Origin of the sequence: Halorubrum sp. F4, from assembly GCF_027257195.1 — an archaeon.
Taxonomy (GTDB): domain Archaea; phylum Halobacteriota; class Halobacteria; order Halobacteriales; family Haloferacaceae; genus Halorubrum.
In genome coordinates this window covers 1-13,441 of the sequence record NZ_JAPDFS010000019.1, presented here as the reverse complement: position 1 = coordinate 13,441, position 13,441 = coordinate 1, and the positions used below count along the sequence as shown (strand labels likewise).

General features: G+C 62.7%; 18 protein-coding genes, 1 tRNA gene and 1 rRNA gene. 10 read left to right on the top strand and 10 right to left on the bottom strand.

The window, feature by feature from the left end:
* Positions 1-125: 125 nt before the first annotated feature.
* Both rrf and OKW78_RS15690 read left to right on the top strand, forming a co-directional pair.
* A 5S ribosomal RNA gene (gene rrf / locus OKW78_RS15695) occupies positions 126-247 on the top strand.
* 128 nt (positions 248-375) lie between these two features.
* Positions 376-451 (top strand) — tRNA-Cys (locus OKW78_RS15690).
* Positions 452-652: 201 nt separating this feature from the next.
* Here OKW78_RS15690 and OKW78_RS15685 read toward each other — a convergent pair.
* The 6 genes from OKW78_RS15685 to OKW78_RS15660 form a co-directional block, all read right to left on the bottom strand.
* Positions 653-1,261, bottom strand: a complete 609-nt coding sequence (locus OKW78_RS15685) for a hypothetical protein (protein WP_281196002.1) — start codon at positions 1,259-1,261, stop codon at positions 653-655.
* Positions 1,262-2,103: 842 nt separating this feature from the next.
* A complete protein-coding gene (locus OKW78_RS15680; RefSeq protein WP_281196001.1) occupies positions 2,104-2,511 on the bottom strand; it encodes a hypothetical protein in 408 nt (135 codons plus the stop codon).
* Positions 2,508-4,178 (bottom strand): serine hydrolase, encoded by a 1,671-nt coding sequence (locus OKW78_RS15675; RefSeq protein ID WP_281196000.1) that lies wholly within the window; start codon positions 4,176-4,178, stop codon positions 2,508-2,510. Before OKW78_RS15675 ends, OKW78_RS15680 begins: the two co-directional genes overlap by 4 nt.
* Positions 4,175-4,924, bottom strand: a complete 750-nt coding sequence (locus tag OKW78_RS15670) for a class I SAM-dependent methyltransferase (RefSeq protein ID WP_281195999.1) — start codon at positions 4,922-4,924, stop codon at positions 4,175-4,177. Before OKW78_RS15670 ends, OKW78_RS15675 begins: the two co-directional genes overlap by 4 nt.
* 209 nt (positions 4,925-5,133) lie before the next feature.
* The gene (locus tag OKW78_RS15665; RefSeq protein WP_281195997.1) at positions 5,134-6,051 is read right to left on the bottom strand and encodes a helix-turn-helix transcriptional regulator; all 918 of its coding nucleotides are present in this window, start codon (positions 6,049-6,051) and stop codon (positions 5,134-5,136) included.
* A 6-nt stretch (positions 6,052-6,057) separates the two neighbouring features.
* Positions 6,058-6,270: a hypothetical protein gene (locus tag OKW78_RS15660; protein WP_281195996.1), complete on the bottom strand. Its 213-nt coding sequence runs from the start codon at positions 6,268-6,270 to the stop codon at positions 6,058-6,060.
* Positions 6,271-6,659: 389 nt separating this feature from the next.
* Here OKW78_RS15660 and OKW78_RS15655 point away from each other — a divergent pair, with 389 nt between their 5' ends.
* The gene (locus OKW78_RS15655) at positions 6,660-7,109 is read left to right on the top strand and encodes a hypothetical protein (protein WP_281195995.1); all 450 of its coding nucleotides are present in this window, start codon (positions 6,660-6,662) and stop codon (positions 7,107-7,109) included.
* On the opposite strand, the gene OKW78_RS15650 is transcribed toward OKW78_RS15655, so the two are convergent.
* Complete coding sequence (locus OKW78_RS15650) at positions 7,099-7,455, bottom strand: hypothetical protein (RefSeq protein WP_281195994.1); 357 nt, start codon at positions 7,453-7,455, stop codon at positions 7,099-7,101. The genes OKW78_RS15655 and OKW78_RS15650 overlap by 11 nt on opposite strands.
* Positions 7,456-7,686: 231 nt before the next feature.
* Between OKW78_RS15650 and OKW78_RS15645 the strand changes: the two genes are divergently transcribed.
* The 4 genes from OKW78_RS15645 (at position 7,687) to OKW78_RS15630 (ending at position 9,836) form a co-directional block, all read left to right on the top strand.
* Complete coding sequence (locus OKW78_RS15645) at positions 7,687-7,812, top strand: hypothetical protein (RefSeq protein ID WP_281195993.1); 126 nt, start codon at positions 7,687-7,689, stop codon at positions 7,810-7,812.
* Positions 7,809-8,573: a cobalt-precorrin-7 (C(5))-methyltransferase gene (locus tag OKW78_RS15640; protein ID WP_281195992.1), complete on the top strand. Its 765-nt coding sequence runs from the start codon at positions 7,809-7,811 to the stop codon at positions 8,571-8,573. Before OKW78_RS15645 ends, OKW78_RS15640 begins: the two co-directional genes overlap by 4 nt.
* 95 nt (positions 8,574-8,668) lie before the next feature.
* The gene (locus OKW78_RS15635; protein ID WP_281195991.1) at positions 8,669-9,532 is read left to right on the top strand and encodes a hypothetical protein; all 864 of its coding nucleotides are present in this window, start codon (positions 8,669-8,671) and stop codon (positions 9,530-9,532) included.
* A gap of 97 nt (positions 9,533-9,629) precedes the next feature.
* Complete coding sequence (locus tag OKW78_RS15630; protein WP_281195990.1) at positions 9,630-9,836, top strand: hypothetical protein; 207 nt, start codon at positions 9,630-9,632, stop codon at positions 9,834-9,836.
* 64 nt (positions 9,837-9,900) lie between these two features.
* Here the strand turns inward: OKW78_RS15630 and OKW78_RS15625 are convergent, their stop codons facing one another.
* Positions 9,901-10,059 carry a hypothetical protein gene (locus tag OKW78_RS15625; protein WP_281195989.1) on the bottom strand — a complete coding sequence of 53 codons (159 nt, stop codon included), beginning with the start codon at positions 10,057-10,059 and terminating at the stop codon, positions 9,901-9,903.
* Between the two features lie 146 nt (positions 10,060-10,205).
* Here OKW78_RS15625 and OKW78_RS15620 point away from each other — a divergent pair, with 146 nt between their 5' ends.
* The 3 genes from OKW78_RS15620 (at position 10,206) to OKW78_RS15610 (ending at position 12,282) form a co-directional block, all read left to right on the top strand.
* Positions 10,206-10,820, top strand: coding sequence for a VOC family protein (locus tag OKW78_RS15620; protein ID WP_281195988.1), 615 nt, complete (start codon positions 10,206-10,208; stop codon positions 10,818-10,820).
* Entirely contained in the window at positions 10,817-11,515 is a 699-nt protein-coding gene (locus tag OKW78_RS15615; RefSeq protein WP_281195987.1) for an alpha/beta hydrolase, read from the top strand. The genes OKW78_RS15620 and OKW78_RS15615 overlap by 4 nt, the downstream gene beginning before the upstream one ends.
* 77 nt (positions 11,516-11,592) lie before the next feature.
* Entirely contained in the window at positions 11,593-12,282 is a 690-nt protein-coding gene (locus OKW78_RS15610) for a DUF1028 domain-containing protein (protein ID WP_281195986.1), read from the top strand.
* Between the two features lie 33 nt (positions 12,283-12,315).
* Here the strand turns inward: OKW78_RS15610 and OKW78_RS15605 are convergent, their stop codons facing one another.
* Complete coding sequence (locus tag OKW78_RS15605) at positions 12,316-13,257, bottom strand: endonuclease/exonuclease/phosphatase family protein (RefSeq protein ID WP_281195985.1); 942 nt, start codon at positions 13,255-13,257, stop codon at positions 12,316-12,318.
* A gap of 80 nt (positions 13,258-13,337) precedes the next feature.
* A partial coding sequence (locus OKW78_RS15600; protein WP_281196003.1) for a DUF1508 domain-containing protein occupies positions 13,338-13,441 on the bottom strand: 104 nt, incomplete at its 5' end.

The window sequence follows — 13,441 nt, the reverse complement described above, 5'->3', positions numbered from 1 at the left end:
CACTGATTCCACACTCGTATGAGTTCAGGCGGTACCTGGATCGCACGTACACACGGTTCGATAGAACCAACCGAGACAGGCGTCTCTCCATTAGAGAGTTCCGGTTCGACTCCGGAAGTCGGCATGAAGGCGGCCAGAGCGGTGGGGACACACCCGTACCCATTCCGAACACGGAAGTTAAGCCCACCCGCGTACCGGGAAGTACTGGAGTGAGCGATCCTCTGGGAACCGCGGTCCGCCGCCTACCCATTCATCGGGACCATTCCCGTTCAAGCCCACGGACGACGCGTCCGTGGGCTTTTTTCATATCTCGCGAGCCAACCGTCGGTTTCCGACCGCTAGGCTTAAACGCTCGACTGTGGTACGTTCGATAGCGCCAAGGTGGCAGAGTCTGGTCAGACGCAGCGGCCTGCAGAGCCGCCCAACGCCGGTTCAAATCCGGCCCTTGGCTCTCACACTAATCCTAAAGCCCAAGACGGCCATCTCTTGGACAATCCGATTTTCTCACCGTTGTTTCTATAACACTTGATAGGTATCTCTAGCTCCTCGCCCGACTCGTTCCAGGGTATTTCTCCGGATTAACACAATTACTCCTCTCGGTCGCTCTCGTCATCAAGGACGCTGTGGAAGGTCTCAACACTTGCGGCCCATCCTACAGTCGGGCGATCAGGTTACTCCATCGCAGCCCGTACTCGATCCCTGCTGCCACCAGCAGTATTCCGAGGTAGACAAACCAAGCGCCGAAGTAGAGTGCGTGCGGGTCATCGACACTTGCAGTGAATTCTGCCTGGACATCAAGCAGAATGAACCCCGTCAACAGCGTGGCTGGTACGATCAACCGATGCCGGACTAAGAGATAGATCGGAACGGCAGCAAGGACCCACATCCCCACACTACTGACCATGTACAGTATCCACCCAACGTCGCCTGACACCGTGACGCCGAGACGGAACGCGAACCACGTCATAACGACTGTATGAAGAAGCCCGGCAGCCGCGGCGACAATCGCTGCTTGCGGCCGACCAGCAGGAAGCGACAGCCACGAACGCGATTCCCTTACTGTTGGCAGCCAGTCCCGGTCCAGTCGAATCACGTATTCGATCAACCCCAAGAACAGGAAGCCGACCGTCCAGACCGACGCGTTCACCATATACCGCACAATGTATAATCCATTCTCGACGACCGTGATGCCCGTTGGTTCAGATAACTGTTCCAGGTCCGCTACGTCACGAAACGTTGGTCCTGGTGGCGTAAGTTCCATCCCCAGGACGTAGCCAGTCGTCAAGATAAGTGTAACCAGTGGAGCAACGAGACGGTGCCGAACAGCGAGCCAGATGGGAATCGTAGCCACAGCGATAAGACCTCCATACCGCCACGCCATCCCGAAAAGCGAATACTCAGAGGGCCCGATTGTATAGCCGAGATTGAACGCGACAGTAAGGAGTCCAACCGCATGAAGGAGTCCAACCAAGAGGCTAAGTAAGACGGATCGCTCGGAGGGCATACCACAGATTCGTCTACCGCCCGCTTTTTCGTTTCCCTATGTCAGGTTCGTTCACGCCATGTGTTCACTCGACCCATCTATAGTGATCGATTTGGGCAATCGGAACCACACGAGGCTGCGAACAGCTCCTTGACACGCGCGGTCTTTGTCAGGAGTTAGCAAGCGATGTCCGTCGGAAACGTGTGATTCCCCAGCGGGTAGCTGTACCGAGTAGCCGAATAATGAGCGCCTCTACAGCGAGGAAAACTAACCCTTCTAACTGAAGGGGAGACGCCGCTTGCTCTATCCGTGTTTGTGAGGAGAATCCCACGAACGCATGGTCGACCCGATACCCGAGAAGAGCGGCGTACGTAACGAGCCAGGCAGGGATCACTCCACTGTGATCATATCCAATGAAGCCAGCACCGATGAAACCAACAAGGGCAACATCTCCCATACCTTGAGATGTACGGGATCGTTTCAGCCAGAACGATCAGCGTTCTGGCCTTGGTTGCGGTCTGTCTCGTGCTCATGGCGACAGGCGGCTACAGCCTGTATCAGTCCGTATTTGACTGCAAACAGGAAACTCCAGTACGGATCCTCGATGAAATGTCTGCCGTTTAGAGTATGAGGAACCCGAGGATAGCGAGCTGCCAACTGAACGCGATACCGAAGAGCGCCAGAATCGTCTGGTGGATGCGGGCAAACACCGACCAATAGCGGTACCGCCACCCGAGTACTGCACCGACACTCGTGGCAAGCGTCAGAATCGCTATAAGGTACGGAAGGACGAGTGCGATCCGCATCGGGAGCGGTTGTGTAATGAGTGTAAGTTCGCCACCCGTTTCCAACACGCCAATAAAAAGGACGACGAACCCGATAGAGACACCACTTAGACCGACACCTGCTGCGCGAGCGAGCCATGACGGACTGGTTACTCGACGTGTGAAGCCACGGGTGACCACACTGAAGTCGTTGTACGCTGGTGACGGTTCGCTCGACTGGGTGGAGAGTTGCTGGTCTCTCATTCGGCGTTCCACCTGTGAGGGTCACCGTCAGTTCGATACCGTTTCCACTGCCGCCAGCTATGTAGCCCGCTCCAGCCGGCGAGTGAAAGCCCGAATCCGGATAGTGCTGTTCCGAGGACGCTCCCAGTAACGAGTTGCCGTTCGTGGGCCGGAACCGGCTCGTAGACACCGTTGGGTTGGCTACTCATTGCCATCACTTCGATGTCGCCGTCAGCGACGTCGAATGCGAGCGTGTCGTGTCCGCCGACTCCTTGGTAGACGTATGGCTCCGTTTCGATCCATCGCCGATCGTTTCCATCGAGTGTCGTTGTGCGGAGGGCGCCATCATCTGCGGGTTCAACGGTCAGATGTTCAAGCAGATCAACGACCTGGAGGGGGCCACTCTGAGGGAGATACGTGAGGCTGTACTCGCCGGCGACGGTTTCAGCGCGTTGCTGACTGCCGAGTTTCGAGGTCGATGTCGGCGTGGTCGGTGTCGGTTGGAGACCGTATTCCGCCACGATCTCGTCCACGACAGCTTTCGGATGCTCGCCGGCGTTGGTGTTATACGCGACGAAGATCCCGATATCGTGGTCTGGAGCGAGGAGCAGGTAACTCGTGAAGTTGATCGTCGCTCCCGAGTGCGCGATGAGATTGGCATCCGGGTCCCCGTACTCGTGGAACCCGTACCGCCAGTTTGTGACTGCTGGATGGCGAACGTGGTGTCGTTCGTACATCGTCTGGGCGACATCCGTGCTCAGGATTCTCGTCTTATCGACCGCACCAGCACCGAGATGTGCCCGCATGAACGCCGCCATATCACTCGCCGTTGTAGTCATCGATCCCGCGGGACGCATGTTGATGAACACCTCCTCAGCAGTCCGGAACGTCCGTCCTTCCCGCGTATGCCCGGCCGCAAGTGCACCGGGATGATCCTCGGGAATTGGTTGAGCGAACGTGCTGTGGGTCATGCCGAGTGGCTCGAAAGTCTTCGATTGGATGTGCTCTTCAAACGTCGTGCCGTAGGCTTCCGCGACGATGTGCCCGGCGAGTGCTGCCCCGTAATTGGAGTACCCGACGATCTCGCCTGGCGGACGCACCCTGGGCGGCTGGCCCTCGACGAGTACTGTTTCCAGCGGAGCGATGGCGTCCGGATCGGCGACGACGTCGGGATCGATAGCCGATTCGAACCCCGCGGTGTGGGTTCCGAGGTCTCGCAACGTCACCGGGTCGTCGTAGGTATCTGGAACCGTCACTTCGGAGTCTTCAAGGTAGGTATTGATGTCTTCGTCGAGGTTGAGGGTCCCCCGTTCGACGCCTTGCATGACAGCGGTCCACGTGACGAGTTTACCGACGGATCCGATCTGGAATCCTGTCTCGGTCGCTCGAACCGGGTTCTCGGCGTTGGCGTCAGCAGTGCCGTACCCCTTGACAAGTATGGGTCCGTCCCGATGAACAACAGCGACTGTCGCTCCGGGCGTCACATCCCCGATCCGTTCCGCTATCACGTCGTCGACGAACGCTTCGAGTGCGCTCGATCCATGTAGCGAACTTTCCTCGGCCGAAGTGGTTCCTAACGTGGGCGTATCACTCGCGCTACCGATCGTGGGTCCGAAAGCGGTGGGCCCGAGACCACCGAGACCAGCGAGAACCGTTCGTCTGGTTGATCTCATTTCGTCGCCGTTCATCGTTCTGAACCGGTTTCGTGATCGGCTTTCGAGCGAATTGGATTGTCAGGGTGTTCACAGACGATTTGCGTGATCCGGCCGAACTGCGCAGTTTCAGACTCATCGATGGACAAACCGGCTTGACGAACAACGTCGAACGGCTCTTGGGTCAGTCGGCAGCCGGACTTCTCGTAATGCGCGTCGGCGCGCCACTCCTGGTAGCGTGCGATGAGTGCGTTATCACTGGAGCCGTGTTCGAGTAACAGGATCCGCCCATCAGGTCTACAGACGCGTGCCACCTCTTGGAGTGCCGTCACCGGATCTGGAAACGTGCAGGTCGAGAACGACGAAATCACCGTCTCGAAGCTATCATCCGCGAATTCCAGCGCCTGGGCATCCATCTGTGAAATAGCTCCGTCTCGATCGAGGGTATCCAGCTCTGCTTGAGCCTGTTCCAACAACGGCTCACTGATGTCGATACCGACGATATCCGCCGATTCTGGCAGGTACCGGAAGTTGGAACCGGCACCACAGGCTACGTCGAGCACTCGACCCTCGGCCCGGGAGAACTGCTGGCGACGATACCGACCGGTGAGTAGACGGTCTAACCAGCTCATCCGATCGATCCACTTCGCGTACCGTGCGTATGCCGCCTGGATGTCCTCGACAGTCATGGTGCCTTGGACTGAGCGATCCGTTCCGTGACTCCCCGAATCGGTGGGGATGTGAGGGTCATCGCTCGTGTCGTGGGTTTCGTGTTGGGTCATGGATCGTGTACCTCGTTCCTCACGTGAGAAGAGGACGACTCTCCCTATAAGTATTATAGAATAATTGATATATTACCGAACCCATTTCAAAACCACACTTGAGCGATTCCCCAGGGTTGAGAGCAATATCAACTCTCGATGGAGCGATCCACGGCTGACGAGCACGTAGCGCTCAACAGCTATTTTGTACGATATTTGATATTATCTACTCAGTCGATGTTCCGACCGTGAACGCGCTCGGTCCGGGTGATCCGAGTTTCGTCGTCGAGAAAAACCCGGAGCGCAGCGTCCTCATGACGCAATACGACCCGGTACTCGGCTGGATCAGTAGCGATCCGCTCGGCAGTCCACTCCCCTTCCGTAAGATAGCGATGAAGTTCCCACCAGCCAGTCCCCATAATATCGACGCCCTGCTCCCAGTAAAACGAAACAGCCGGAGTGCGGAACGCCGCACTATAAGTTAACGGACCGCTGTACCGGCGCAAACACGCCTCACACTCAGCAATAGTGAAATACGAAACCGGCACCTCCTCAGGTATCGGTTGTTCGCTTGCGTCGAGAACATCGGTCCGAATCCGACCAGCACACTCCGGACAGATCCCCTCCTGTACCAAACTGAACTCGACGGCCTGCTTGCGCTTGAGAGAGTCGAGCAGCGCCGTCCCCGAATACGAACGCGTCTGCGCCGGCGTCACAATGTACCCAGTCACGGGCCGCTCACAGGACGGACACCGAACCATGAAGTACTGATCATCAAGCCCGGCCTCAAGCTGCGTCTCCCCACAGTACAGACAGGTCCCTTCCGTTTCAATCGGTTCAAACTCGGCCGGTTGTCGGAAGTTCTCCGCTAGAATGAATCGGACGATCTGCTCGCCAGCGTGCGTGAACGAGTAGCCATCATCCGTCTTTCGGAGATACGTGTCGGTAAGCTCACCGAGATGATACGAGAGTTTTGACGTGTTGTCGATATCGATACGCTCGTAGATGTCCGAAAACGACAGCGGCGCAAACCCCGAATTCGACGGGCCCTGTTCGTACTGCGCAATCGCGATCGATCGAAGGATCTCCACGCGACTCTCATCCGATAAAAGAGCAAACGTGTCGGCCGCCGTTTGCTCGGAAACCATAGCCGCTCAATTCTTCTCCTGCTCCTGTTCTTCGAGTTGCTGTGCTTCTTCCTGTACTTTGACGAGTTCGCGTTCACCCGCATCGTCTCCGCCATGTGCATACCGCACTGATGCGTCGAGACCAGACGGAATGAATCGTATCCCGTCTTCCTCTTCATCAACGACATCCTCATCGGGCCGAATACGATCAGCAAGCGAATTCAGGAGGCCGCGTATCACACCCTCTCCTACGAATCGGCGATAGATAAACGTTCAGCCGTTTGACTATATTGACAGAGACAGTAGTCACAAGCAGGAGAATGCGGGGTCGATAGATTACGTAGTGACACCCGAATCCTGTTGAGAACGCTCGGCCACCATCACGAGCGGACATCTCTATGGAAAGCCGGACTCACACCCACCCGCTCACGACAGCCTCGAATGGCGGTAAATCGACCGTGCTGATCGAGGTAAGGTCCCCTCGGAAGAACGTACGATGTCACTGTCAGCGGTTCCGAAGGCGCGTCAATAGCAAGCGCCGATGACTGCTTCGAGTGTACCAACAACCCGTGGTCACTCAAAACTAGCTTGCGTTTCGAGAACTCCTTTACGAGCCCCCTGTGAGTGTATTGTACCGCGATATCACGCCGTCTCGTCGGCAACTACTTGCGAGCGGACTGGCTGCTGGTCTTACTGCCACTGCGGGCTGTCTCGAACTCGGAGGTGACACCGGAAGTGGGGATGAAGCTGCCGAGACGACACTCTCAGTTTCGCTCACAGGGATTACCGGGCCGCTCCGGGACAGGTATGTGCACGAACATGATACCCACGACGACCGCTGGGATGACCAGGCACTTGCTGTCACCCTGAACAGCACACAGTACACAACCCAGCATCGGAAACTGTTCTTTGCGAGTCCCGACGATCCCGCCTACGTCCGCCGCGAGGGAACGTACTGTCAGCCGGGTTCGGTTATCGTCGATGAAGTCTCCGAGACGCATCCGGTGCTTCGGCTGTTCGAAGCCGACGACACGTCGGAGACACCAGTCGATGCGCGCTCGCGTTCGATCAGAACGTGATGATCTCGTAATCGTCGTCGACGAGCGAACGGATGCTCGGGTGACCGTCGTGGTCGTCGAGAGTGACGAGACCGGACTCGGCGACCGCGTCGTCGACGCCGAACGCGCCGGAACAGTAGTCACAGACTGCGGCGTCGTCGCGGACCGTCCGGTACAACTCGTGGTAGTCGCTCTCCTCGTCTTCGAGTTCGGGGATCCACTGTGTACCGGCGCCGTCGAAGACCAGTTCGAGCTCGTCGCCGTCGGTCTCGGCGAACTCCTTTGCGGCCTCCAACGCGTTCGCGAGGCGGCCGTAGTCGGCGTGTGATTCGTTGCCGGCGAGGATCACGATCGCTGCTTTCGTCATCGTATCCTCCATCACTCGTCCTCGTACTAAACCCGCCGCGGCTGTGTGTCGACGGCGCCGATTCGTCATGTGTTGACATACCACTACCTCTCCGAACTCTCACGGACATTCGGAGCCGTCATCAAGCTCGGACGGTTCTCGGCCGTGCCGGTCCCGTCAGGGTGCCGCCTCGTGTTCCGCGGCTTCGATCGAACCGGATCGATCTTACCGGGTCGTCCCGTCCCTCCGTTCATGAGCGAGATCACGACGTCTCTCGCGGACGTCTCCGGGATCGATCGATCGAACGCGTCGACGGTGCCCAACGCCCGCCCGTCACGCGTGACCGTCTCCGTCTCGGCCGTGAGCGTCGGCCGATGACCGACGATCCGGGATCCGGTCACCGCGACGCCGCTTCGTCCGTGGAAGCATCGCTCGGCGAGGCGGATCCCGTGGTCCACGCCGTCGGGATCGGGCCCGGGAACCTCGAGTACCTCGTTCCCCGTGGCGATCGGGCGATCCGTGAGGCGGACGTCGTGGTCGGGTTCGAGACCGTCGTCGACTTCGTCCGTGACCGTACCGACGCGGACCTCCTGACGTGCGGCTATCGGGACGAGGCCGAGACGCTGACCGCGTTTGCCGATCGCGTCGCCGGCGGTGACCGGGGGGTCGCGGTCCTGATGGGTGACCCGAACCACTCCGGCTATCAGTTCCTCGGCAAGGTCGAACGCGTCGTCGACGAGGCGACCGACGGCGGCGTCGGCGTCCGCGTCGTTCCCGGTATCTCCTCGATACAGATCGCGGCGAGCAGAGCGCGCACCCCGATGGAGGACGCGACGTTCGTCACGCTGCACAAGCGCGGCGACCTGACGGCCGACCTCGATCGACTCCGCCGGGACGCGGGGCGCCGGCACCTGCTCGTCCTGCCGCGGCCGTTCGACTGGATGCCCGGGGACGTCGCCGCCGACCTCCTCGACCACGGTGCTCGACCGGACGCGACCGCGCTCGTCTGTGAACGGCTCACCCACGACGACGAGACGATCACGCGGACGACGCTCGGAGATCTCTCCACGCACGCGGGCGGAGACGGTCGCGAGGACACGCCGTTCTCGGACCTCTCCGTCCTCGTCGTCCGGCGGTAGCTCCCGCTCGCCGTTCGATGGTGGCCCTCGCCCGCCACCTGTCGGATCGCTACTCGTTAGTAACCGTTATACACGGGGTGACCCACATTCGAACCATGCAACGACGCGCTGTCGCGGTGTACGTCGCGTTCTTCTTGCTCGTCGGGAGCGCGACCGGGGTGATCGTCACGACGGCTCAGACGCCCGGGATATCCTTCGAGAACCCGGACCACGAGCTGTCGTCGGGTGACGCGTTCGAGGTGGACGGGGACGAATACACCGTCGCCGACATCTCCGAGAGCGAGGCGGGCGGTGGCGGCGGACACGGCGGCGGTGGCGGCGAAGCGACCGTCACCGGGACCGTGGAGCGGGAACGGACCACGGAGCAGTCGGAGTCGTGGTCGAACGGATCGACCGTCGAGGTCGACGGCGGCGAGTGGACCGTCCGGATCGAGGGCGACGACCCCGACTCGTTCACGCTGGTCGAGGAACTCGACCGGACGACGATCCTGGAGGACGACCCGAACGCCGACAACGAGACCTATGAACGCAACGGCGAGGAACAGGTCGCCGTCACGGACGAGAACGGCGAGACGCGGCTCGTTCCCGCTGACGAGTACTTCCCCGCGCCCGAGGAGCGGTCGTACGCGGTCGGCGACGAGTTCGAGTACGGCGACCGGACGGTGGCCGTCGACGCGGTTTCGGCGGACGCGGCCACGCTCGTCTGGACCGCCACGGAAACGGTCTCGATCGAGGTGGAACAGGACTCACGGGTGACGATCGGCGACACCGAGTTCGTCGCCCACTTCCAGGACAGCTCGACGCTCGTCCTCTCGACGGATTTCGAATCGTACGAGGCACAGCTCGCCGAGATCGACCGCCACGAGACCAACAGCGACGGACTGTGGCGCGTAATGATCGTCAGCCTGCTGTCGTCGGGGCTGTTCCTCGCGATGGCGTTCATGCCCTCGCGGTACTGAATCCCGGCGAGTCGTTCTCCCGTCCTCCCGTTTTTCATCGTTCGCGTCGTTCCCGCCGGACCGACATCCACTAGCACTCCGAACCGGTAGCGAGACCATGAATCCCCTCGCCGAGACGGTGCGACAGCTCGCGCCCCACGGGGGGGTGATGTTCGTCGCGATGCTGATCGGGCTCGCCGCCGCGGACCGTGTCGTCGACGGCGTCCCGCTTTGGATCTCGCTGCTCGTCGTGCTCGTCGTCGCCGTCGGCTATCCGCGGGTCGTTCGCGCGGTCGGCGTCGCTCCCGACGTGTGGGAACGGTAGGTTGGGAAGGGCCGTTCGACTAGATCGCGGTCGACACGGTCGCGATCGACCGCGACGCTTCGTGTTACTCCTCGTCGGGGCTCGGATCGGCGGCTCGGTCGGCTCCGCGGACGCCGAGTCCGTACGCGCCGACGCCGACGCCGAGTACGAAGGAGGCGACGGCCGAGACGGCGATCCACAGCAGTTCGGGGTGTTCGTGGCCGGTGTGTAACAGGATCTCCATGCCGGGTCCTCGTCGTCGCGACGCTAAAAGCCACCCATTCCGCGTGGCTCCGATCTCGTCCGTTTCACGTTTCCGATAACACTCGCGTCAGCCGATCACCGTTCGGTCTCTCCCGGCTTTATTCCGGTCGAGCTCCAAGGGTGGGTATGGCAAACGACAGCGAGGCTCCGGTGACGCCGGAGCGACCCGACGCGCCGTTTCACACGACCGGCACCGATCACATCACGGTCTGGGGGAGCAACGAGGCGGACACGATCGCGTTCTACCGCGACCTGCTCGGCATGCCGCTCGTCCTCCGTCAGCCCAACCTCGACGACCCCTCACAGACGCACCTCTTCTTCGACACCGGTGACGGCCGGATACTCACCTTCTTCGTGAGCGACGACCGGCCCTCCGCACGCGGTCAGCGTCCGGGGACCGGCGCGGTCCACCACCTCTGTTTCAGCGTCGACCCGGACGAGTACGAGGACATCATGGCGGCGCTCGAGGAGGCGGGGAAGGGATACAACGTCTTCGACCGGGGGATCTTCCACTCCATTTACACCCAGGACAACAACGGGCTCGTGATCGAGCTCTCCTCGGACAAGTACGAGATCCCGGACGACCGCAAGGGCGAGGTGCTCGCGACCGCCCAGCGGCTCCGCGAGGAGGACGGCGCGGACTTCGCACAGGACCGGCACATGGAGGCGGCTTTAGAGGAGCTCGGCCTTCCCGTGAACAAGCACGACCTTCCGGACGCCGACGCCGGCGTGGGCGTATGAGCGGCCGGAACCCCCACGCGGGCGAGGACCCCCACGGCGACGAGGAGCTGGTCGCGGCCGGCACGTCCGTGGCGGCGGCCGACGCCGCGGTCGTCCTCGTCCACGGGCGGGGCGCGACCGCCCGGAGCATCGTCGGGTTCGGCGAGGAGGTGTCGCCCGCGGACGGGAACGTCGCGCTTCTCGCCCCACAGGCGGCCGCGAACACCTGGTATCCGAACTCGTTTCTCGCGCCCGTCGAGGAGAACGAACCCGGCCGTAGCTCCGGCCTGCGAGCGGTCGGGAACGCCGTCGAGACGGCGACGGACGCCGGGATCGCTCCCGAGAACGTCCTCGTGGCCGGATTCTCACAGGGCGCGTGTCTCGCGAGCGAGTTCGTCGCCCGGACGCCGCGCGAGTACGGCGGGCTCGCCGTCCTGAGCGGCGGGCTGATCGGTGAATCGGTCGACGTCGACGACTACGTCTCGTCGGCGACTGCCGATAACGGGGATCCCGACGACGCCCTCGACGGAACTCCGGCGTTCCTCGGCTGTAGCGACGTCGACCCGCACATTCCCGAGGAGCGCGTCCACGAGACGGCCGAGGTGTTGGAAGTCCTCGGCGGCGACGTCGAAACGCGGATCTACGAGGGGATGGGCCACGGGATCAACGCCGACGAGACCGAACGCGTCTCGGCGATGGTCGCGGCGCTGGCGTAGTCGCTCGGTGCGAGCGGACGGGACCGTCGTCCCGACGTGCCGAATCGTTTTCCTGCCGACGACTCGGAGTACGCGACGTGACCTTCAGCATCTGCGTTCGCGAACGGTACACCGACGACGGTGGCGACGACCAGGTTCGGTTCGGCGTGGCCGTCACGACGCGACTGCCGGGCGTCGGCGCGCTCTGTCCGTTCGCCTCCGAGCACGGTGCGGTGGCGACGCAATCACACACCAACGTCGCGCTCGGCCGCAAGGGGATCGCGTACCTCGCGGACGGACTGGCGGTAGAGGACGCGCTCGATGCGCTGTTGGCGGCCGACGAGGGTCGCGAGCGCCGACAGCTTCACGGCGTCGACGCCGACGGGACCTTCGCCTTCTCCGGCGACGAGTGCGGGGAGTGGTACGGCCACCGCGTCGGGCAGAACTACACCGTCGCCGGCAACCTCCTCGTCGGGCCGGAAGTCGTCGAGGACGTCGCGACCGCCTACGAGTCGACCGCACACGGGGAGGCCCCGCTCGCCGAGCGGCTGATCGACGCGCTCGCGGCGGGTCACGACGCGGGCGGCGACAAACGCGAGGACCTCCCCGTCCAGTCGGCGGCGCTCCGGGTGGCGAACACCGAGGAGGACGACCGGATCGGCCCCTTCTCCGACGACCTCCGCGTCGACGCCACCGAGACGCCGATCGCCGACCTGCGGGAGACGTTCGAGACCGCCGTCCGCGGCTACGAGGACGCCCTGGCGCGGTACACGGACGAGGAGGAGTGAAACGGGGAACGGAACTCTCCACCGTCGCCCGGGTCACAGTCGCAGGCGGGCGAGCACCGGCAGGTGATCGGACGGGTACCGACCCCGGTCGTCGCGGTCGGCGAGGGTCGCGAACGCCTCCGCGTCGACGTCCGGCGAGACGAGCACGTGGTCGATCCGCCGGTTGTCGATCTGCCGCGAGAAGTCGGTGAGGCTCGTCCGCGGTCCGTGTCGGACGTCGGCGGTCGCGGCCGCGTCCCGGAGCGTGTCGACCGTGCCGTCGCCGTGCTCGTCGGGCGTTCCGTTGCCGGGATCGTCACCCGTGCCATCGGTCGATCCGCCGTTCGTCCGTGGTTCGAGTCCCGTCAGGATCCGGTGCGGGTCCGATCCGGCCGTACAGTTGAAGTCGCCGACGAGGACCTGTGGGACTCGATCGACGACCCCGGCCGGATCCGTGGTGGCGTCCGTGGCCCGATCCGTTCCCCCCGCCGCGGCGAGTTCGGGGACCCGTTCACGGAGCAGTCGGGCGGACTCGCGGCGTGCGCGCGCGCTCACGTGATCGAAGTGCGTGTTGACGACGAGCAACGGCGAGTCGGCGGGCGCGACCGAGCCGTCGGTTCCCTCCCGCGGTCGGATCCGGACCCAGCTGGCGATCCGCGGGTGTGCGGCGTCCCAATCCGTCGAGGGTTCTGCCGGCGTCTCCGAGAGCCAGAACGTCCCGTCGTCGGTCACTCGCCAGCGGTCGGTACGGACGCCGATCGGACACCCCTCGCCGCCGTCGTCGCGCTTCCGTCCCCGCCCGAGGAGGTCGTACTCGGGAAGTCGCTCGCGGAGGTCCGCCCGCTGGTCGGGTAGCGGCTCCTGAAACGCGACCACGTCGGGACGATGAAACCGGACCAGGTCGGCGACCCCGTCCCGGCGGGCGTACCAGGCGTCGTGACCGTCGTGTCGGTTGTCGTACCGGACGTTGTAGCTCAGAACCCGGACCCGGTTCATGGTCGATCCCTCGTGCGCGAACCGACGTAAATCGCGCGACGCGCGCGAACGGGACGATCACGTCGGCCGGCGGGTCCGACTCACTCGACGGTTCGTTCCTCGGCGCCCGGCGCGTTCCGCTTCACGCCCGTGACGGCCTCGACCGCGTTCGACCGGGAGGCGTAGCCCTCGCCGGAGTCGGCGA